Source organism: Ruegeria sp. BHSC276 (assembly GCF_059612945.1).
The window spans coordinates 163,591-182,720 of record NZ_JBXWRP010000005.1; the positions used below are offsets into that span (position 1 = coordinate 163,591).

At 65.6% G+C, this 19,130-nt stretch carries 20 protein-coding genes; 9 read left to right on the plus strand and 11 right to left on the minus strand.

From position 1 onward, the window contains the following. Window positions 1-4: 4 nt before the first annotated feature. The 8 genes from AC2FMD_RS09870 to AC2FMD_RS09905 all read right to left on the minus strand — a co-directional run bounded on the left by AC2FMD_RS09870 (window position 5) and on the right by AC2FMD_RS09905 (window position 5,791). Complete coding sequence (locus AC2FMD_RS09870; protein WP_496741498.1) at window positions 5-526, minus strand: outer membrane protein; 522 nt, start codon at window positions 524-526, stop codon at window positions 5-7. A gap of 244 nt (window positions 527-770) precedes the next feature. Beyond that, window positions 771-1,244, minus strand: coding sequence for a YHS domain-containing (seleno)protein (locus tag AC2FMD_RS09875; RefSeq protein ID WP_496741500.1), 474 nt, complete (start codon window positions 1,242-1,244; stop codon window positions 771-773). A 172-nt stretch (window positions 1,245-1,416) separates the two neighbouring features. Beyond that, window positions 1,417-2,022, minus strand: coding sequence for a glycerol-3-phosphate 1-O-acyltransferase PlsY (gene plsY, locus AC2FMD_RS09880; protein ID WP_496741502.1), 606 nt, complete (start codon window positions 2,020-2,022; stop codon window positions 1,417-1,419). After that, the gene (gene pyrC, locus AC2FMD_RS09885) at window positions 2,022-3,302 is read right to left on the minus strand and encodes a dihydroorotase (RefSeq protein WP_496741504.1); all 1,281 of its coding nucleotides are present in this window, start codon (window positions 3,300-3,302) and stop codon (window positions 2,022-2,024) included. Before pyrC ends, plsY begins: the two co-directional genes overlap by 1 nt. Continuing rightward, window positions 3,299-3,685, minus strand: coding sequence for a hypothetical protein (locus AC2FMD_RS09890; protein ID WP_496684328.1), 387 nt, complete (start codon window positions 3,683-3,685; stop codon window positions 3,299-3,301). The genes pyrC and AC2FMD_RS09890 overlap by 4 nt, the downstream gene beginning before the upstream one ends. Beyond that, on the minus strand, window positions 3,670-4,188 hold the full coding sequence (locus AC2FMD_RS09895) for a hypothetical protein (RefSeq protein WP_496741508.1): 519 nt from the start codon (window positions 4,186-4,188) through the stop codon (window positions 3,670-3,672). Before AC2FMD_RS09895 ends, AC2FMD_RS09890 begins: the two co-directional genes overlap by 16 nt. Further along, on the minus strand, window positions 4,185-5,120 hold the full coding sequence (locus AC2FMD_RS09900; RefSeq protein ID WP_005979082.1) for an aspartate carbamoyltransferase catalytic subunit: 936 nt from the start codon (window positions 5,118-5,120) through the stop codon (window positions 4,185-4,187). Before AC2FMD_RS09900 ends, AC2FMD_RS09895 begins: the two co-directional genes overlap by 4 nt. Before the next feature lie 65 nt (window positions 5,121-5,185). After that, window positions 5,186-5,791, minus strand: coding sequence for a scavenger receptor class F, member 2 (locus AC2FMD_RS09905; RefSeq protein ID WP_496741510.1), 606 nt, complete (start codon window positions 5,789-5,791; stop codon window positions 5,186-5,188). A 93-nt stretch (window positions 5,792-5,884) separates the two neighbouring features. Between AC2FMD_RS09905 and AC2FMD_RS09910 the strand changes: the two genes are divergently transcribed. From AC2FMD_RS09910 to AC2FMD_RS09935, 6 genes are all read left to right on the plus strand, one after another. Then, complete coding sequence (locus AC2FMD_RS09910) at window positions 5,885-6,652, plus strand: uracil-DNA glycosylase (RefSeq protein WP_496741615.1); 768 nt, start codon at window positions 5,885-5,887, stop codon at window positions 6,650-6,652. Continuing rightward, window positions 6,649-7,248, plus strand: coding sequence for a metallophosphoesterase family protein (locus tag AC2FMD_RS09915; protein ID WP_496684340.1), 600 nt, complete (start codon window positions 6,649-6,651; stop codon window positions 7,246-7,248). Before AC2FMD_RS09910 ends, AC2FMD_RS09915 begins: the two co-directional genes overlap by 4 nt. After that, window positions 7,245-7,865, plus strand: coding sequence for a LysE family translocator (locus tag AC2FMD_RS09920; RefSeq protein ID WP_496712263.1), 621 nt, complete (start codon window positions 7,245-7,247; stop codon window positions 7,863-7,865). Before AC2FMD_RS09915 ends, AC2FMD_RS09920 begins: the two co-directional genes overlap by 4 nt. A 4-nt stretch (window positions 7,866-7,869) precedes the next feature. Then, window positions 7,870-8,412 (plus strand): molybdenum cofactor biosynthesis protein B, encoded by a 543-nt coding sequence (gene moaB, locus AC2FMD_RS09925; protein WP_496684345.1) that lies wholly within the window; start codon window positions 7,870-7,872, stop codon window positions 8,410-8,412. 107 nt (window positions 8,413-8,519) lie between these two features. Beyond that, on the plus strand, window positions 8,520-9,974 hold the full coding sequence (locus AC2FMD_RS09930) for an efflux RND transporter periplasmic adaptor subunit (RefSeq protein ID WP_496687657.1): 1,455 nt from the start codon (window positions 8,520-8,522) through the stop codon (window positions 9,972-9,974). A gap of 4 nt (window positions 9,975-9,978) precedes the next feature. Next, complete coding sequence (locus AC2FMD_RS09935) at window positions 9,979-13,380, plus strand: efflux RND transporter permease subunit (RefSeq protein ID WP_496794971.1); 3,402 nt, start codon at window positions 9,979-9,981, stop codon at window positions 13,378-13,380. Here AC2FMD_RS09935 and AC2FMD_RS09940 read toward each other — a convergent pair. Further along, window positions 13,347-13,778, minus strand: a complete 432-nt coding sequence (locus tag AC2FMD_RS09940) for an NUDIX hydrolase (RefSeq protein ID WP_496741516.1) — start codon at window positions 13,776-13,778, stop codon at window positions 13,347-13,349. The two genes, AC2FMD_RS09935 and AC2FMD_RS09940, sit on opposite strands and share 34 nt — an antisense overlap. Before the next feature lie 4 nt (window positions 13,779-13,782). Further along, window positions 13,783-14,595, minus strand: a complete 813-nt coding sequence (locus tag AC2FMD_RS09945; protein ID WP_496683057.1) for a protein-disulfide reductase DsbD domain-containing protein — start codon at window positions 14,593-14,595, stop codon at window positions 13,783-13,785. 144 nt (window positions 14,596-14,739) lie between these two features. On the opposite strand from AC2FMD_RS09945, the gene AC2FMD_RS09950 reads away from it, so the two are divergent. Continuing rightward, a complete protein-coding gene (locus AC2FMD_RS09950) occupies window positions 14,740-15,294 on the plus strand; it encodes a YqgE/AlgH family protein (RefSeq protein WP_490359821.1) in 555 nt (184 codons plus the stop codon). On the opposite strand, the gene AC2FMD_RS09955 is transcribed toward AC2FMD_RS09950, so the two are convergent. Further along, entirely contained in the window at window positions 15,295-16,245 is a 951-nt protein-coding gene (locus AC2FMD_RS09955; RefSeq protein ID WP_496727579.1) for an L-threonylcarbamoyladenylate synthase, read from the minus strand. 135 nt (window positions 16,246-16,380) lie between these two features. Here AC2FMD_RS09955 and AC2FMD_RS09960 point away from each other — a divergent pair, with 135 nt between their 5' ends. Together AC2FMD_RS09960 and AC2FMD_RS09965 are read left to right on the plus strand one after the other, a co-directional pair. Beyond that, on the plus strand, window positions 16,381-18,084 hold the full coding sequence (locus AC2FMD_RS09960; protein WP_496711624.1) for an acyl-CoA dehydrogenase: 1,704 nt from the start codon (window positions 16,381-16,383) through the stop codon (window positions 18,082-18,084). Continuing rightward, entirely contained in the window at window positions 18,084-19,130 is a 1,047-nt protein-coding gene (locus AC2FMD_RS09965) for an MBL fold metallo-hydrolase (protein WP_496741518.1), read from the plus strand. The genes AC2FMD_RS09960 and AC2FMD_RS09965 overlap by 1 nt, the downstream gene beginning before the upstream one ends.

The following is a 19,130-nucleotide window of genomic DNA, read 5'->3' on the forward strand; positions in this document are numbered from 1 at the left end:
GGGGTCAGAACCGGTAGGCCGCGCGGATCTGGAACGTCGTGGCGTCCACGTCCACGCCGGTCGAATTGAAATTGTCGAATTCGTGGTACAGGATTTCGCCCGCGATCGAGACGTTCGGAACGATGATCTGTTCATAGCCTGCGCCGATGAACCAGCCGTCGTCGCTGCCCAGTGTGTCGGTACCGGCCTCGGCGTACCCGGCCACGCCGTAAAGCAGGCCCTGCGGGTTAACCTTGTAGCCGGCACGGGCTTTCAGTCGCCATACATCCTCGACCGTCGCGGCCCCCGACAGATCCACATCCGACCAGTCATAGTCGAATCCGCCGCCGACGACCCAATCGCCCAGATCATAGTCGTAGCCCAGGATGATACCGCCGATCACGCCGTCGCCATCGACCCCGGACAGGCTGGTGCCAATATCGGCATAGCCGATCTGCGCGCCGCCGTAGAAACCGGTCCAATCGCCCGAGGATTGCGCCATCGCGGTGCTGGCAGCCAAGGTCGCAACCGTAGAAAGAAGTGCCAATTTTCCCGTCATCTTCGTTCCTTTCAGTCAAATGATGTGCCGCGGCCACAGGTCGCCGGCGGTCCGTGAAATCGTATACGGCCGGTCGCCGGCCGTGGATCAATCTGGTCTGACGCTCGGGCCATATGACGCCCTCTTTTGGGGAAGAAATGCGCTGTCTTCATTGAGAATACATGGACCTGCGCACACGGCTTTCAAGCAACACCCGGCGGCAGAGGCGAACTGCCGCCGGGGTGTCAGCGGATTATTGCTGCAGTTCGGCCGGATCCTTGTCGGCGATGGTTTCCCAGTTTGCGCTGGCTTTTTCGATAAAGCCGGGAATGTCACCTTCCCAGCGTTGCTGGATGTCTTCCGACAGGTTCAGGTACAGCTTGTTGTCGACGATCTTCCAATAGGTCGGATCCCCGTCGAACTTGAAGCCCATCGCGGCCCCGAATGCGCAATAGCCGCCATAGGCCGGCAGATATGCCTCGGGGTTGGCCTCGAAGGCTGCCTTGTGTTCCTCGGTCGCGAAGCGGTACAGCGCGTCATTGTGCAGGGCCGTGATCTTGTAGCTGCCCTTGGTCGCCTCGCCTTCGGTGAAATAGGCCACCGGGTCATAGCCCTGCATGGCCAGACCGGTCGACGAGGCGTTGATTTCGACCCCGGCCGCCAGGGCCGAGCTTGCTATTGCGACCGACAGCGCCACGCCGCCCAACAGGGATTTGATCTTGTTCATGGTTCCACCTTTCCTGATCGGGCCAGCCCGGCATGTCCACGCGCGGGTGTTCCGGCTCCGAAATTGCGTATCGTGCGCCCGGTGATCGGGTGTCACGACACCTCAGGTGGGAAAGGCGCCGATCACGTTCAAAGCAATCAAACGTGATTGGGCCGTGGACGGGCAGACGGCGCTAGGATTTGCCGATCTTGGGTTCGGTTCCGGCCTTGATGCGGGCCAGGTTTTCACGGTGCCGCCAGTAGATCAACAGCGTCAGCACCGCGCCAAGGGCAAAGGTGGCGCCGTTGGTCAGCAGGGTGATCCAGATGGTCGACAGCGCCGCCGCCGCAAGGGCACCGATGGATGAAATCCGCCAGATCATCGCCGCCACCAGCCAGGTCAGGCAGCAAGCAACGCCGACCCGCCAGTCCAGCGCCAACCAGAGACCCAGAAAGGTGGCCACACCCTTGCCGCCCTTGAAGCCGAGCCAGACCGGGTAGCAATGGCCGACAAAAGCCGACAGCGCCGCGATCTGCGCTGCGTCCTCGCCAGCCAGCGCCCGAGCCAGAAGAACCGCCAGCGCGCCCTTGCCCGCATCGAACAGCAGGGTCAGCGCGGCCGCCGCTTTGTTCCCGGTGCGCAGAACATTCGTGGCGCCGATATTGCCCGATCCGATCCTGCGCAGGTTGCCCAACCCCATCAGGCGCGCGACAAGCATACCGAAGGGGATGGACCCCATCAGGTATCCGATCGCGGCCCAGATGATCAGTTGGGTCGTCGTGCTGTCGAGAGGGGGCATCAGGGTCTCCGGTAGATTTCTTTGCCTGCAACGTAGGTTGCTGTGACCTTACCCTGCATCCGCTGCCCGTCAAACGGCGTGTTCTGCGATTTCGATTTCAGCGTGAACCGGTCCAGCACGAAGGGCACATCCGGGTTAAACAGCACCAGATCAGCCGGGGCGCCCGCGCTCAGGCGGCCGCAGTCCAGCCCCAGTCGTTTCGCCGGGTTCAGCGCCATGGCCCGGAACAGGGTCGGAAGGTCCAGTTGATCGGCATGATACAGGCGCAGCGCAGCCGGCAGCAGGGTTTCCAACGCCACCGCGCCCGAGGCCGCCTCTTCGAACGGCAACCGTTTGCTTTCCTCGTCCTGCGGCGTGTGCATCGAACTGATCGTGTCGATCAGGCCGGAGCGCACGGCCTCGATCACCGCCTGCCGGTCATCCTCGGAGCGCAGCGGCGGCTTGACCTTGAAGAAGGTGCGATAGTCCGCCACGTCCAGTTCGTTCAGTGTCAGGTGATGGATCGAGGTGCCGGCGGTGATGTCCAGCCCGTTGCGCTTGGCCCGCTCCAGCGCGGGCAGGGCGCGGGCCGTGGTGATCTGATCGGCGTGATAGGCGGCGCCGGTCATTTCCAGCAAGGCGATGTCGCGGTCGAGCCCCATGCGTTCGGCCATGGGCGAAACGGCTGGCAGACCGCGCAAGGCGGCGAACTTGCCGCTGGTGGCGGCGGCCCCGTGGCTCAGGCCAGGGTCCTGCGGGTGGGCGATGACCAGCGCGCCGCAGGCCCGGGCATAGGTCAGTGCGCGGGAAAACACCTTGGTATCGGCCACCACATGGTCGCAGTCGGTAAAGGCCACCGCACCCGCATCCATCAGAAACCCGATCTCGGTCATTTCGCGCCCGTCGCGGCCCTTGGTCAGGGCGGCCATGGGCAGCACGTTGACGGGCGTATCGGCCTGGGCGCGGCGGGTGACGAATTCGAGCGTTTCCGGCGTGTCGATCGCAGGCAAGGTGTCGGGTCGGGTGACCATTGTGGTCACGCCACCGGCCGCGGCGGCAAGGCCCGCGGATTTGTAGCTTTCCTTGTGTCGCTCGCCCGGCTCGCAGACCTTGACGCCGATATCGACGATGCCGGGGGCCAGACACTGGCCGCCGCAATCAATCATCTGCGCGTCCGCTGCGGGCGCCGAACCGCCCCCGCTGGCCACGATCCGTCCATCGGCCACGTGCAGCCAGCCCAGCGCGTCGGTTCCGGCTTCGGGGTCGATAAGGCGGGCGTTGGTGAAGATCAGGTTGGTCATGCCATTGCCCTTTCAATCGCAGCTTTGGTGGCGGCCGGGTCGGTCTGGTACTTGATCAGGTGCTTGTCGCCGCCCTTGGTGACGATCTGCACGAAGCTGCCCATGATATTCACGGCCGCGATCTGCTTCAGCGGCACGCTGCGTCCGCCGGGGCCGGTCAGGGTGGTGTTGGTCATCTGCCAGTTGGTCGCCAGTTCCTCCGACGCCAGGTACCACGCCCGGACGCCCACCGCCGCCAGACCGGCCGGGGCGCCGGTCCAGACATAGGGATTGCCGATCAGCCACAGCACGAACATCGCGCCCGCCATCGCGCCCGCGGCCAGCCAGGCGTTGGTGCGGACATAGGCGCCCTTGTCCGGCGCAAAGATCACAGGATCAGCCACAGAGCACCTCCGATGACCAGCAGTATGATCAGGGCAAGTATGGCCGATCCCGTCCGGCGGGGTTGCTCGCTCGAAACCGGGTTCGGCGCGGCTGAGTACGGTCTCGCGCTTTCGGTCGCGATAGTGCCGCCGGTCCAGTTCGTGGCCTCTTCGGTGTAAAGGCCGATCAGGCGCAGGCGCGGGTCGGGGTCCAATGTGGCCGCGCGCCCACCCAAAGCGGCGCTGCGCAGCACCAGAGCCCAGCCGTCGACCGACTCCAGCTTGGCCCGGTCCAGCTGGTCCTCGGAGACGCCGCAGCCCTCGCTGAGATAGCCGTAGAGGCCCAGATCCTCGAGGTCGGACACCGGAAAGACGTCGATCTGCTCGGGGTCCAGCCCCGAGACCCCAAGGACCTGATCCGCCGCGCCGGGTTCGCGCAGGAACTTCGCCTCTTCGGGGCGCATGTCCAGCGCGAACAGGCGGATCACGCCGCGCTCGCCGGAGGATAGGGTCAGATCGCTCATGCCGCCTCCTTTAAGTTGCGGGCCAGCAACTCCATCGCGGCCATGCGCACGGCGACGCCCATCTCGACCTGTTCCTGGATGACCGAGCGGTTGATGTCATCGGCCAGCGTCCCGTCGATCTCGACGCCGCGGTTCATCGGGCCGGGATGCATCACGATGGCGTCCGGCTTGGCCAGCGCCAGCTTGGCGGCGTCCAGGCCATAGCGGTGATAGTATTCCCGTTCCGACGGGATGAACCCACCATCCATCCGCTCTTTCTGAAGGCGCAGCATCATCACAACGTCCACGTCGCGCAGGCCTTCAGTCATGTCGTCATAGATCTCGGCCCCGAATTCGGCGAATTGCGCGGGCACCAGCGTCGGTGGGCCGATCAGGCGGATGCGGTTTTCCATCTTGCCCAGCAGGATCAGGTTTGACCGCGCCACGCGGGAATGGGCGACATCCCCGCAGATCGCCACGTTCAACCGGTGCAGCCGCCCCTTGGCCCGGCGGATGGTCAGCGCATCCAGCAGCGCCTGCGTTGGGTGTTCGTGCCGCCCGTCACCGGCGTTCAGCACCGCGCAGTTGACCTTCTGGGCCAGCAGATCCACCGCGCCCGAATGCGGATGCCGCACCACCAGCAGGTCGGGATGCATCGCGTTCAGCGTCATCGCCGTGTCGATCAGGGTCTCGCCCTTTTTGATCGAGCTGGCCTGCATCGCCATGTTCATCACATCCGCGCCCAGACGCTTGCCCGCCAGTTCGAAACTGGCCTGCGTGCGGGTCGAGTTCTCGAAGAACATGTTGATCTGGGTCAGCCCCGCCAGAACGTCCGAGTGCTTGGCCGATTGCCGGTTTAGATCGACGTATTTTTCGGCCAGGTCCAGAATGGCGGTGATGTCGGATTGGGACAGATGCTCGATGCCAAGTAGGTGACGATGGGCGAAACGCATGGGCCGGGCTCCTGTCTGACAGTCGCGCCGCTTATAGAAAGCACAGCGCGTCGGGGCAACTGGACTCAGTCCCCATCGGGTAGTTTCTCGCATCCGCCTTCGGGCAGGCACCGCTCGCCGGGTTTGCACCACTTGCCGTATCCGCAATCGACGGCCTTTCTGGGCACGCAGCCTTGATTGGCCGAGCATTTGAACCCGGTGCGGCATTGCGATCCGGTCTCTTCGCACAGGTACCAGCCGGGGCGGGTGCAACCTCCGCCGGGCAGGCAGGTCGAGCCGGGTGCGCAGGTCCGCCCGTCGTCGCAGGGCGTTGCCGGTTTCGGTGAGGGGTCGAAGTCTGGCGAACTGCGCTCGCATTCGCCGCGCCCGTTGCAAAAGGTCCCGCCCGGGCAATCCAGCCGCGAGGCGCATTTGTTCGCCCCTGCCGGTGCACATCGGGTGCCCCCGGCCACGCATTTCTCGAACGGTCCGCAGGACCGCCCGCCGCCGCAATAGGTGCCCCCGGCCTGAATGCAGAACCCGTCAAAGCTGCAGCGTTGGCCGACCGAGCAGCATTTCAGACCGCACTGGAACTGGCCCGCGCGGCATTGTCCGCGATCATCGAGAAACGACTGGGCCAAGGCCGTGCCAGTCGGCAGGACGAACAGGGCAATCAACAGGAGTTTCAGCATTCCGACCATGACAGGGCCATGGTCGGTCGGGCAACGGGTCAAGGCAAGGCCAATTCGCTTTCCCTTCTCGCAAAGCTGGTTAGATTGATGAGCATGGAATCGGCCCTTGATCCTTTTACCGCGCGCGCCCTGCTGGAATGGCAGGTCGAACTGGGTGTGACCGACGCGATCGTCGACACCCCGATCGATCGCTATGCCCTGCCGGACACGACGCCCAAGGCGCGGAAACCTGCTGCGCCTCAGGCCGCGCCGCAGAAGCCGGTTGCGCTGGACCCGGTGGCCGAGGCGAAAAAGTCGGCTGCGGCCGCATCGTCTCTGGATCAACTGCGCGCGGCGATGGAGGCGTTCGCTCATTGCGACCTGAAGCGCGGCGCGCGGCACCTGGTCTTTGCCGACGGCACCGCCGGTGCGCCTGTCATGATCGTCGGCGAGGCTCCGGGTCGTGATGAGGATCGCGTGGGCAAGCCATTCGTCGGCCGCGCCGGGCAGTTGCTGGATCGGATGCTGGCCGCGATCGATATGGACCGCGCCCAAAACGTCTACATCACCAATGTCCTGCCCTGGCGCCCGCCGCAAAACAGGGACCCTCGGCCGGACGAGATTGCCATGATGCAGCCGTTTCTGGAGCGGCACGTGGCCCTGGCCAAGCCGAAGGTTCTGGTGGTGATGGGCAACATCAGCTGTCAGGCAGTACTGGGCAAACGCGGCATCACGCGGCTGCGCGGTCAGTGGGATCAGGCGCTGAACCTGCCGGTCCTGCCAATGCTGCACCCGGCCTATCTGTTGCGCCAACCCCATGCCAAGCGTCAGGCCTGGGCCGATCTGTTGGAACTGCGCGCGTTTCTGGAGGGCAATAGATGAAGATACTGGCCTTTTCCGACCTGCACTTGGCCCGCAACAGGGCGGCCGAACTGGTAGCGGCCAGCGCGGACACGGATCTGGTGATCGGGGCTGGAGATTACTGCAACGGGCGGCAAGGGCTGGATCAGGCGATGGAGATGCTGTCGGGCATTTCAGCGCCAATGGTGCTGGTGCCCGGCAATGCCGAAAGCGCCGAGGAACTGGCCCGGGCCGCGCCGGACGGCGTGCATGTGCTGCACGGGTCGGGCATGACGTTGGACGGCGTTGAACTGTTCGGGCTGGGCTATGGCGTGCCGGTCACGCCCTTCGGAGACTGGTCCTGCGATCTGACCGAGGCCGAGGCCGAAGAACTGCTGAACCGCTGCGACGGGGCCGATATCCTGATCACCCATTCGCCGCCTAAATCCTGCGGGGATGTCACATCGCAGGGACTGTCCGTCGGCTCGGTCGCGGTGCGCGATGCGATCGAACGGATTCAGCCCGAATTCAACTTTTGCGGGCATATCCACGACAGCTGGGGCGCACGCGGCAGGATCGGCCGCACGCAGGTGGCCAACCTAGGCCCCAAGGTCAACTGGTTCGAGGTCGAGACATGATTGAAGCCACCACGCTGCTGGCATTCGTTCCGGCGGCCCTGGCGCTGAACCTCACGCCCGGGGCCGACATGATGTTTTGTTTTGGGCAGGGCCTGCGTTCGGGCGCGCGCCCGGCGGTCGTGGCCAGCGCCGGGGTGTCGGCGGGTCTGATGGTGCATGTTCTGCTGGCCGGGCTGGGCCTGGGCGCAGCAGTTGCGGCGCTGCCATGGTTGTTCGACGTGATCCGCTGGATGGGCGTCGGGTATCTGCTGTATCTGGCCTGGGGCGCGATCCGCAACGGGGCGATCTTGGCCGAGACACCGGCCCGGCCCACGCGTTTCGCCTTTCGCGACGGGATGCTGGTGAACCTGACCAACCCCAAGGTGATCCTGTTCGTGCTGGCCTTCATCCCGCAATTTGTCTCGCCCGACAGCGGGTCGGTCCTGCTGCAGTTCCTGACGTTGGGCGCGATCATCGCCGTCGGCGGGCTGGTGGTAAACGGCTTGGTTGGGGCCTTTGCCGGCGGAGCCGGGCGGGTGCTGGTCTCCAGCCCGCGCGCCTCGCGCATTCTGGGCTGGGTCAGCGGCGGCGTTTTCGCGGCGCTCGCGGTGCGGCTGGCCGTCATGGAAAGGACCTGAACCCATGTCCCGCATCGACGAAACGATCGAGTTCATCCCTGTCCGCATCGCCGTTCTGACCGTGTCGGACACCCGGTCCATGGCCGAGGACCGGTCGGGCCAGACGCTGGTCGACCGGATCGAACGCGCCGGTCACATCCTGGCCGACCGCAAGATCATCCGGGACGAACGCGACCAGATCGCCGACCAGCTGCGCGCCTGGGTCGCCGACCCCCGGATCGACGTGGTCATCTCGACCGGCGGAACGGGGCTGACCGGGCGCGACGTAACGGTCGAGGCGCACCGCGATGTCTACGAAAAGGAAATCGAGGCCTTCGGAACCGTTTTCACCCTGATCTCGATGGAAAAGATCGGCACCTCGGCGGTGCAGTCGCGGGCCACGGGCGGCGTGGCGGGCGGGACCTATCTGTTCGCCTTGCCGGGCAGCCCCGGTGCCTGCAAGGATGCGTGGGACGGGATCCTCGAAAAACAGCTGGACTACCGCCACCGCCCCTGCAATTTCGTGGAAATCATGCCTAGATTGGACGAACACCTGCGACGGAAGTAGACTGGTCGTGCGTTTCAGGTGGGTTAACTGCCTTGTGGCTTGGCATTTTTTGCTGTCAGGCTACGTTCGTGTGCATGGCAGCCTGCTGCGACCGGAGTGAATTATCGATGCGATTTCTGCGGCAAAGCCTTGTCGGTATCTTTCTGGCGTCGCTGATGTTGGCGTTGCTGCTGGTGGCCGCGCAACTGATCACCGGTGCCGTGCAAGAGGTGATGACCCGCGATTCCGACCCGCCGCCCCCGCGCGAACGGGTATTCGCCGTCACCGTGCAAAAGGCCGAGGTGACGACGGCCACCCCGTATCTCGAGGCTTTCGGACAGGTCCAGAGCCGCCGCCGGCTGGAGTTGCGGGCTGCGCTTGGCGGGCGCGTGATCAGCCTGGCGGAGAATTTCGAAGAGGGCGGCGAAGTCCGCGCCGGAGAGGTTCTGGTGCAACTGGACCCCGCCGATGCGTTGGCCGTGCTTGAACGGGCGCGATCGGATCTGCTGGATGCGCAGTTCGAACAGCGCGACGCGGAACGCGCGCTGCTTTTGGCGCAGGACGAACTGCGCGCCGCGCAGGCGCAATCCGACCTGCGCGAACGGGCCTTGCAACGCCAGAAGGATCTGCTGGAGCGCGGGGTCGGGGCAACGGCCAGCGTCGAAGAGGCGGAACTGGCCGCCGCCTCCGCCCGCCAGACGGTTCTGTCGCGCCGGATCGCGCTGGCCCAGGCCGAGTCGCGGGTCGATCAGGCGACCACGCTGCTGGCGCGCGCCCAGATCGCCTTGGACTCGGCCGAACGCGATGTCGATGACATGACGATCCGGGCCGGGTTCGACGGCACGCTTTCGGGTGTGTCGCTGGTCGAGGGCGGGCTGGTGACCGCGAACGAAAAGCTGGCCGAACTGGTGGATCCGCAGGCGCTCGAGGTCGCGTTCCGGGTGTCCACCGCGCAATATGTGCGCCTGCTGGACGAGCGGGGCGCGCTGATCACGGCGCCGGTCACGGTCTCGCTCGAGGTGACGGGGACCGATCTGGTCGCCACCGGACGCATCAGCCGTGACAGCGGTTCGGCTGGCGAAGGCCAGACCGGGCGTCTGATCTTTGCGCGGCTGGATCAGACGACGGGGTTCAAGCCGGGCGATTTCGTCACCGTCTCGGTGCAGGAACAGCCGTTGGAAAACGTGGTGCGCCTGCCGGCCTCGGCGCTGGATGCGCAGGGCACGGTGCTTGTGCTCGAGGGCGAGGACCGCCTTGCGGTTCTACCCGTCGAGCTGGTGCGCCGACAGGGTGACGCGGTTCTGTTGCGCGGGGCGGGCCTTGCCGGGCGCGAAGTGGTGGTGGCGCGCACGCCGCTGCTAGGCGCCGGTGTCCGGGTGCGCCCCGTCCGCATCGAGGACAGCGCGGCCGCCGACCCCGACATGGTCGAGCTGAGCGATGAACAGCGCGCGCGGCTGGTGGCCCAAGTCGAGGCCAGTGAGCGTATGCCGCAAGAGGTCAAGACCCGGGTGCTGAACCAGTTGGCCGCCTCGAAGGTGCCTGCGTCACTGGTGCAGCGCCTGGAAACCCGGACGGGGGGCTAGCGCGATGATGCGCGGGATCCCGGATGCGGCCGGCGGCCTGCTGAGCTATTTCACCCGGCACCGGACCGTGGCCAACCTTTTGCTGGTGGTGATGCTGGTCCTGGGGGCGGCCGCGGCCCCGAACATGCGGGCGCAGTTCTTTCCCGATGTCGTGATGCAATGGGTGGAAATCGACGTCGAATGGGACGGCGCCGGTCCCGAGGACATGGACAGTGGCATCGTCCAGATCCTCGAACCCGCGCTGAAGGGGATCGATGGCGTCGCCACCACCGAAGCGACTTCGCGGGAGGGAACCGCGAACATCGCCCTGGAATTCGAACCGAACTGGGACATGGCCCGCGCGATCGAAGACGTGCGCACCGCCATCGACAGCGTCACCAACCTGCCCGAGGACGCCGAAGAGCCCTCGATCCGGCGGTCAGCGTGGAGCGATCGGGTGACGGATGTGGTCATCACCGGCCCCGTTGAGGCCGAGCAGCTGGCCCGGCTAACGGACGAGTTGATCAACCGCCTGTTCGCGGCCGGCGTGACCCGTACCACGATCCGGGGGCTGGCCGCACCCCGCATCGTGGTCGAGGTTCCCACCGCGCAGTTGATCGCCCGCGACATCACGATGTCCGAGATCGCCGCCGCCATTGCCGCCGAAGTCACCGTCAACCCTGCGGGCGATGTGTCTGGGGCCAATGCCCGGATCCGTACCGGGATCGAAAAGCGTAGCCCCGAACAGATCGAGGGCATCGTGCTGCGCAACTATCCCGATGGGTCCAAGCTGGTGGTGCGCGACGTCGCGCGGATCCGGCTCGAGGGCGTGACCCGTAACCGCAGCTATTTCGTGGGCGAGAACCCGGCCATGTCGATCCGCGTGGACCGATCGAACCTAGGCGACGCGATCGGCATTCAGCACACGGTCGAAGACGTGGTGGCCGAGATGCAGGCCACCCTGCCCGAAGGCATCACGATCGACCTGATCCGCACCCGCGCGCAGGCCATCACCGACCGGCTGGACATCCTGATCGACAACGGCCTGATGGGGCTGGGCTTGGTGGTGGGCCTGCTGTTTCTGTTCCTGAACGCCCGCATTGCCTTCTGGGTGGCCGCAGGCATTCCGGTGGCCATGTCGGCCGCCATCGCCTTGATGTATATCGGCGGGCTGTCGATCAACATGGTCTCGTTGTTCGGGTTGATCATCACGCTGGGCATCGTGGTCGATGACGCGATCGTAGTGGGCGAACATGCCGATTTCCGCGCCCGCCGCCTGGGCGAGCCACCGGTGGTTGCCGCTGAACGCGCGGCCCGGCACATGGCGATGCCAGTCCTTGCCGCCACCGTCACGACGGTGATCGCCTTTTTCGGCCTGACCGTTATCGGCGGCCGGTTCGGCGAGCTGATCCGCGACATTCCCTTTACCGTGATCGCGGTGCTGGCCGCCTCGCTGGTCGAATGCTTTTTGATCCTGCCCAACCACATGTCCCACGCCATTGCGCATTCGGCGAAGGAACACTGGTACGACTGGCCCAACCGGGTGGTGAACCGGGGCTTTCGCTGGGTGCGCGACCATCTGTTCCGCCCGCTGGTCGCCTGGGCCATCTGGGCGCGTTATGTGGTGGTGGCGCTGATGGTCGCCATCTTGGCCAGCCAGATCGCGCTGTTCATCCGGGGCGACGTGACCTGGCGGTTCTTCAACGCCCCCGAGCGCGGCTCGGTCACCGGCAATTTCATCATGGCCGAGGGCGCCACCCGCGCGGATACCTTGGAAATGATGCACATGCTGCAGCGCGCGACCGAGGAACTGGGCCGGATCTACGAAGAACGCCATGGCCGCAACCCCATCGATTATGTCCTGGCCGAGGTCGGCGGCAGCGCCGGCTATGGCCTGTCGGCCGCGCAGGGCAAGGACAGCGATCTGCTGGGTGGCATCTCGATCGAATTGATCGACGCCGACCTGCGCCCCTATTCCAGTTTCGAATTCGTGGGCGAGCTGCAGGAATTCGCGCCGCGCCACCCAAAGGTCGAGTTGCTCAGCTTCCGGGGCTGGCGTTCGGGTCCAGGGGGCGATGCGATCGACGTACAGTTCTATGGCGCCGACGTGAGCACGTTGAAGGCTGCGTCCGAGGCGCTGCAAGCCGAGCTGTCGAAATACCCCGAGGTTTCGGCGCTTGAAGACAACCTGGCCTATGACAAGGAAGAGTTCGTTCTGGACCTGACGGCCCAGGGCGAGGCGCTGGGCTTTCGCATCGAGACACTGGGCCGGGTGCTGCGCAACCGCCTGAACGGGATCGAGGCCGCGACCTTCCCTGACGGACCCCGCAGTGCCGAGATCCGGGTCGAGCTGCCAGAAGGCGAACTGACGGCCGATTTTCTGGAACGCACCCTGATGCGTTCGCCCGAGGGTGTCTATGTGCCGTTGGCCGACATCGTTTCGGTTCAGCGCAAGTCGGGGTTCTCGACGGTACGCCGGGAGAACGGGCTTCGGGTGGTGACGGTCAAGGGCGACATCTCCGAGGATGACCCGGCCCGCGCTGCGGAAATCGCCCGCGCCATGCAAGACGAGATTCTACCAAAGATCGCCGCCGACAAACAGGTCGACTGGCGCATGGCCGGCCTGAGCGAACAGGAAAACGAATTCCTGGCCGAGGCCCGAACCGGGCTGATCCTGTGCCTGACCGGGATCTACCTTGTGCTAGCCTGGGTCTTCGCCAGCTGGACCCGACCGCTGGTGGTGATGTCGATCATCCCCTTCGGCCTGGTGGGCACGATCTGGGGTCACTACATCTGGGATGTTCCGCTCAGCATGTTCACTGTGGTGGGGTTGCTGGGCATGACCGGGATCATCATCAACGACTCGATCGTGCTGGTCACGACCATCGACCAGTACCGGCAGGAGCGCGGGCTGGTGCCGTCGATCATCGAAGGCACTGCCGACCGTCTGCGGCCCGTGATGCTGACCACGCTGACTACGGTTCTGGGGCTGACCCCACTTCTGTACGAAGGGTCGCAACAGGCTCAGTTCCTCAAGCCGACGGTGATCACGCTGGTCTATGGGCTGGCGTTCGGCATGGTTCTGGTTCTGTTGCTGGTGCCGGCGCTGCTGGCCATACTGAATGACGTTGCCCGCCCCATGACCGCGATGCGCAGGGCGCTGCGCGCGCCGGACCGGGTGGTGCGCGCCTCGGCCATGGGTACCGGTGCCGCGATGCTGATGTGGATGATGGTCACGATGGTCTGGCCGTTGGTTGCGGGCGCCCCGGCCGGGGTTGTCGCGGGCTTTTACGGCGGGCCTGACGGGCCTGCGATCCTGCGCATGGGGCTGGGTGCCTTTGCGGCAGGAGCCGTGGTCATTCTGGTCGTCGGGATGCTGGTGTCGAGCCTGCTCTATGCGCGGTTCTCGGCCCGGGCGAGGGCCTGAATCAGCAGTTCCGGCACGCGCGCGCTCATCGGCAGGGCGCCGCTCAGGATACGTTCGGTGGGAAACCAGGCCGCGTCGAGCGCGTCGTCGCCGGCCTTGGGTGTGCCCGACTCGAACCGGCAGGCCACCCCCACCAGCAGGTAGTGCGCGCGGACTTGCCCGGTCTCGTCTCGGTGCAACAGGTCCAGGTTGCCCAGATAGTGCTGCGGGCTGGCGGTCACGCCGGTTTCCTCTAGCAACTCGCGGGCTGCGGCCTGCAGGACGGTCTCGCCCCACTCCACATGCCCACCGGGAAATCCCCAAAGCCCCGCATCTGGGGTCTTGCTGCGCTGTACCAGCAGCACCTGCCCGTCCTGCACCACCACGGCCAGGGCGCCGATTCGGGGGGACCGGCTCATAGGGTCAACCGGCGCTGCAGCCGCGGATGTCGACTGCGTGGCGCGCGCCCAGAACCGTGATCCGCAGGTTGGACCGGTCCAGAGCAAAGGGCCCGCCGTCGGCGCTGACCACCTCGGCCGAGGCAATCAGGGTGCCGCCCTGCCGGGTGGTTTCGGCCGGTGATACCCACAGCGCGGGGTTGCTCGGTTCGATCACCGCCACTTCGGCACCGCCGGCCGGCGGCATCGAGATCCTGACCTGCACCGACAGGCCATCCGCCGTGGGTTTCAGGTGGCAGGTGGCGGACGATACGCCGGCTTCGCGCGCGGAATAGGGCCTCTGCGCCAATGCCGCTGCAATGGCGGGATTGCGAGGCGCGCCCGCGTCCAGCGCGTGGTCAAAGCCCAGCGTGGCCGGAATGCACACGTCCTTGCAGACGCCCAGATCGACCTCGCCCCTCAGCCGAACCGGCTGGCCAGCGGTCTTGGGCGTGATCTTGATCGGCAGCACGACCTGCCTGGCGTAGCCGATCGATTTCAGGCCGTTCTGGTCGAATACCTCGGGTGCGGGCCAGATGACGGACACCGCGCCGACATTGTCGGACCGGCCCCAGTCGAACTGAGGGGGAATGCCGGAATCGCCGGGCGCGCGCCAATAGGTCTTCCAGCCATCCTCGAGCCGCAGGCGCAGAGCGCCCAGATAGGTGCCGTCCTGCGACAGCCCTCCATCCAGGATGTCGAGTTGCACGATGTCGTCCACGCCCTGCGCCCGGACCGGCGCGGCCAGAAAAAGGCAGGTCGACAGGATCGTGGCAAGGGATTTGAACATGCTGGTCATGGTTCATACATGCGTGTTGTGGCCCGGTTTGCCAAGTCACGTTCCGGTCACCTGCGGCAAAGCTGCGAAATCTGGCGTGATCCCTTGCCAATCCGGGGCACGCGGGGCCATTGTGGGGGAATACGAAGAAAGAGTCTTCAACCGATGGATCTGACCGGAAAACTGTTGATCGCGATGCCCGGAATGGGCGATCCCCGCTTTGACCACTCGGTGGTCTACATCTGCAGCCATGGCGAGGATGGCGCGATGGGTCTGATCGTGAACAAGCCGTCGGACCTGCGGGTCAAGACGTTGCTGGGCCAGTTGAACATCCCCTGTCAGATCCCGATCGTGGGCGAGCGCCTCGTGCATTTCGGCGGCCCGGTCGAGCTGTCGCGCGGGTTCGTTCTGCACAGTTCCGACTATGACGCGAACCTGCATTCGCTGCATGTGGCCGGCGATTTCAGCATGACCGCCACGCTGGACGTGCTCGAGGATATCGCCGCGGGCAAGGGGCCGCTGAACGCGATGCTGATGTTGGGCTATTCCGGCTGGGGGCCGGGGCAGCTGGAAGAAGAGATCGGCCTGAATGGCTGGCTGACTGCCGAGGCGACCTCGAAACTGGTCTTTGATCTGCCCGACGATGACAAGTGGGAGGCCGCACTGGCTACGCTGGGGGTCGATCCGCTGACTCTGTCGGCCAGCGCCGGGCGGGCCTGATCAGGAATTGCGCGGGGCGGCGGCGCGGCGCAGGCGGTCGTTGATTGCGGCGCCCAAGCCGTGGCCGGGGATCGGGCTGACCGCGATCGGACGCCCGGATTTGTCCAGTTTGTGCAGATAGGCGAACAGGTTCGCGGCAGCCTCGAGCAGGTCGCCCCGTTCCGACAGGTTCAGATCGCAGGCCACCGGCCCGAAGCCCAGCAGCACCTCGTCCCCTCGGCGCTGTTCGGCGTTCAGTCGAACAGCGGCGTCCGGGGCGTAGTGCGACTGCAACTGGCCCGGTGCGGTCAGCAGGTCACCGGGCTTGTGATGGCTCAGCTTCGTGCCCAGAACGGCTTCGATCTGCTCGGCGGCGACACCGCCCGGGCGCAGCAGGGCCGGTGCGCCAGCCAGCCCGACGATGGTCGATTCCAGGCCTACGGCACAGGGGCCATCATCCAGGATCGCGGCAATGCGCCCGTCCAGACCTTCGCGTACATGGGCCGCGGTGGTGGGGCTGATCCGCCCCGATGGGTTGGCCGACGGCGCAGCCACGGGTCCGTCGACCGCGCGCAGCAGCGCCTGTGCGGTGGGGTGGGCCGGCACCCGAACGGCCAGCGTGTCCAGCCCCGCCGTCACCAGCGACGACACCCCGTGCCCCGCCCGCAGCGGCAGCACCAGCGTCAGTGGGCCGGGCCAGAAGGCATCCGCAAGCTGCTGGGCCTGATCCGACCACTCCACGTGGCGCTGCGCCGCCTCGACTGAGGCGACATGGGCGATCAGCGGGTTGAAGCTGGGCCGGCCCTTGGCGGCATAGATCGCCGCGACCGCGTTGCCGTTGCGGGCATCGGCGCCCAGCCCATAGACCGTCTCGGTCGGAAAGGCGACCAGCCGGCCCTGGCGCAGCAACTCGGCAGCGTCGGCGATTCCGGCGGCATCGGCGGTCAGACTCTGCGTGTTCTGGAAGCTCATGGCTGGTGACGCGGCGTTTTGGTTGCTTGCAACAGGCGGACGGATAGGTAATCGAACAAGCTTGGATGAATACCGACGCGGGCCGTGGAAGCCAAGCCCGACAATGCGACCAACACAGGATTTCCGGGGGAAACCATGCCATATCGCGCGCCTATTTCCGATTACGAGTTTCTTTTGGGCCACGTCGTGGGCTTCAAGGACGTCGCCGCGACCGAGAAATTCGCCGAGGCCACCCCGGACGTGGTCAGCGCCATCCTGACCGAGGCCGGCAAGATGTGCGAAGAGGTGATGGCCCCGCTGCAGCGCCCCGGCGATCTGCACCCCGCGCGGCTGGAAAACGGGGTTCTGCGGACCTCGCCGGGCTATGCCGATGGCTGGAAAGCCATCGCCGAGGGTGGTTGGATCGGCATGAGCGGTGATCCGGAATACGGCGGCATGGGCCTGCCCATGACCGTGACCACCGCGGTGAACGAGATGATGAGCGCCGCCTGCCTGTCGCTGCAACTGGCCCCGCTGATGAGTCAGGGTCAGATCGAGGCGCTGGAACACCACGCCAGCGAGGAACTCAAGGCGCTGTACCTGCCCAAGCTGATGTCGGGCGAATGGTCGGGTACGATGAACCTGACCGAACCGCAGGCCGGGTCGGATGTGGGCGCGCTGACCTCCAGGGCCGAACCCAACGGCGATGGCACCTATTCGGTGACCGGGCAGAAGATCTACATCTCGTGGGGCGACAATGACTTCTGCGAGAATGTCTGCCACTTGGTTCTGGCCCGTCTGCCCGATGGCGCGCCGGGGACCAAGGGGATTTCCCTGTTCCTGGTGCCCAAGTACATCCCCGATGAAAACGGCAATCCGGGCGTGGCCAATGACCTGAAGGTGGTGTCGCTGGAACACAAGATGGGCCTGCATGGCTCGCCCACCTGCGTGATGCAGTATGACGGCGCCAAGGGCTGGCTGGTGGGCCAGGAACACAAGGGCATGGCCGCCATGTTCACGATGATGAACAACGCGCGCCTCGGCGTCGGCGGTCAGGGCGTGGGCGCGGCCGAGGGCGCCTATCAGCACGCGCTGGCCTATGCTCTGGAACGCAAGCAGGGCAAGACGCCTTCGGGCACGATCATCGATCATGCCGATGTGCGCCGGATGCTGATGGACATGCGGGCCGACCTGTTCGCCGCCCGTGCGATCATGCTGGCCAATGCCGCGGCCATCGACATGGCCAAGGCCACCGGCAACGCCGACTGGGCCGCGCGGGCGGCCCTGCTGACCCCGATCTGCAAGGCGTTCGGCACCCAGACCGGCATGCGCGTGGCAGAAACCGGCGTTCAGGTGCATGGCGGCATGGGATATATCGAGGAAACCGGCGCCGCGCAGTACTACCGCGATGTCCGCGTGACCGCGATCTACGAGGGTACCAACGGCATTCAGGCCATGGACCTTGTTGGCCGCAAGATGATGGACGGGGGCGAAGCCGCCGCCCGCCTGTTGGACGAGATCGAAGATCACGCCGAGCGCGCCCGCGCCACCGTGCCCGAGCTGGCCGGCCCGGTATGGGAGGCGACCGAATCCCTACGCGAGGCGACCGAGTGGCTGGTGGCGCAAGAGGACATGAACAACCGCTTTGCCGGGGCCGTGGCCTATCTGAACGCCTTTGCTCGCGTGCTGGGCGCGCATTTCCACCTGATCGCCGCTTTGGCCGATCCGGATGGTCCGCGCGCCAAGCTGGCGCGGTACTACATCACCGCGCGCCTGCCGGAATACGCTGGCCTGCTGGATCAGGTGCAGATCGGAGCCAATGACCTGTTCGCGCTCAGCTCTGACGAACTGGCCGCGTGATGGACGGCGCGCGGCCTCCGGCGTTTCGCCATCCCTGGCCCGAGCCGCCCGCGCCCGGACAGGCCACCGAAATCGCCGAGGGCGTGCTGTGGATGCGCCTGCCGCTGCCGATGGCGCTGGACCACGTTAACGTCTACGCTCTGGATGACGGCGATGGCTGGACGGTGATCGACACCGGGATTTCATCGAAAAAGACGCGCGGCCTGTGGTCCGACCTTATGGCCGGGCCGCTTGCGGGCAAGCCGGTGATCCGGGTGGTGGTTACGCATCACCACCCTGACCACGTCGGAAATGCCGGATGGTTCCAGTCGGAGCATGGCGCCGATCTGGTTTCGAGCCGTACCGCATGGCTGTTCGCGCGAATGCTGACGCTGGACGTGCAGGAGAACTGGCCGGAAGAGACGCTGGAGTTCTACCGCAGCGCCGGCATGGCCCCCGAGATCCTGGCCAAGCGCATGTCCGAGCGGCCTTTCAATTTTGCCGACACGGTTTATCCGATGCCTCTGGGCTTTCTCCGCATCAAGCAGGGCGACGTGATCCGCATGGGCGGGCGTGATTGGGACGTGCATATGGGCAATGGCCATGCCCCCGAACACGCCACGTTCTGGAGCCGCGACGACAATCTGGTGATCTCGGGCGACCAGATCCTCAGCTCGATTAGCCCGAACCTGGGCGTCTATGCCACCGAACCGATGGCCGACCCGGTGGCTGACTGGCTGGAAGCCTGCGAGCGCCTGCAACAGTTGGCGCGGCCCGATCAGTTGGTGTTGCCGGGGCACAAGCTGCCCTTTGTCGGCCTGCCGATCCGCATGAAACAACTAATCGAGAACCATCACAGCGCTCTTGCACGCCTGCTGGACGATCTGAACGCGCCCAAGGCGGCGTCGGACTGTTTTGTGCCCCTGTTCAAACGTTCCATCCGTGAAGGTGAATACGGTCTTGCTCTGGTCGAGGCGGTTGCGCATCTGAACCATCTTTATCACACTGGAGCCGTGACCCGGGCGCGCCGTGAGGACGGCGCATGGGTGTATCAGCGCAATGGTTGA

Bases quoted from the DNA above. Each gene is read 5' to 3' on its own strand.
- AC2FMD_RS09875 (WP_496741500.1), bottom strand. From the start codon at position 1,244: ATGAACAAGATCAAATCCCTGTTGGGCGGCGTGGCGCTGTCGGTCGCA.
- plsY (WP_496741502.1), bottom strand. From the start codon at position 2,022: ATGCCCCCTCTCGACAGCACGACGACCCAACTGATCATCTGGGCCGCG.
- pyrC (WP_496741504.1), bottom strand. From the start codon at position 3,302: ATGACCAACCTGATCTTCACCAACGCCCGCCTTATCGACCCCGAAGCC.
- AC2FMD_RS09895 (WP_496741508.1), bottom strand. From the start codon at position 4,188: ATGAGCGATCTGACCCTATCCTCCGGCGAGCGCGGCGTGATCCGCCTG.
- AC2FMD_RS09900 (WP_005979082.1), bottom strand. From the start codon at position 5,120: ATGCGTTTCGCCCATCGTCACCTACTTGGCATCGAGCATCTGTCCCAA.
- AC2FMD_RS09905 (WP_496741510.1), bottom strand. From the start codon at position 5,791: ATGCTGAAACTCCTGTTGATTGCCCTGTTCGTCCTGCCGACTGGCACG.
- AC2FMD_RS09910 (WP_496741615.1), top strand. From the start codon at position 5,885: ATGGAATCGGCCCTTGATCCTTTTACCGCGCGCGCCCTGCTGGAATGG.
- AC2FMD_RS09915 (WP_496684340.1), top strand. From the start codon at position 6,649: ATGAAGATACTGGCCTTTTCCGACCTGCACTTGGCCCGCAACAGGGCG.
- AC2FMD_RS09920 (WP_496712263.1), top strand. From the start codon at position 7,245: ATGATTGAAGCCACCACGCTGCTGGCATTCGTTCCGGCGGCCCTGGCG.
- moaB (WP_496684345.1), top strand. From the start codon at position 7,870: ATGTCCCGCATCGACGAAACGATCGAGTTCATCCCTGTCCGCATCGCC.
- AC2FMD_RS09930 (WP_496687657.1), top strand. From the start codon at position 8,520: ATGCGATTTCTGCGGCAAAGCCTTGTCGGTATCTTTCTGGCGTCGCTG.
- AC2FMD_RS09935 (WP_496794971.1), top strand. From the start codon at position 9,979: ATGATGCGCGGGATCCCGGATGCGGCCGGCGGCCTGCTGAGCTATTTC.
- AC2FMD_RS09940 (WP_496741516.1), bottom strand. From the start codon at position 13,778: ATGAGCCGGTCCCCCCGAATCGGCGCCCTGGCCGTGGTGGTGCAGGAC.
- AC2FMD_RS09945 (WP_496683057.1), bottom strand. From the start codon at position 14,595: ATGACCAGCATGTTCAAATCCCTTGCCACGATCCTGTCGACCTGCCTT.
- AC2FMD_RS09950 (WP_490359821.1), top strand. From the start codon at position 14,740: ATGGATCTGACCGGAAAACTGTTGATCGCGATGCCCGGAATGGGCGAT.
- AC2FMD_RS09955 (WP_496727579.1), bottom strand. From the start codon at position 16,245: ATGAGCTTCCAGAACACGCAGAGTCTGACCGCCGATGCCGCCGGAATC.
- AC2FMD_RS09960 (WP_496711624.1), top strand. From the start codon at position 16,381: ATGCCATATCGCGCGCCTATTTCCGATTACGAGTTTCTTTTGGGCCAC.
- AC2FMD_RS09965 (WP_496741518.1), top strand. From the start codon at position 18,084: ATGGACGGCGCGCGGCCTCCGGCGTTTCGCCATCCCTGGCCCGAGCCG.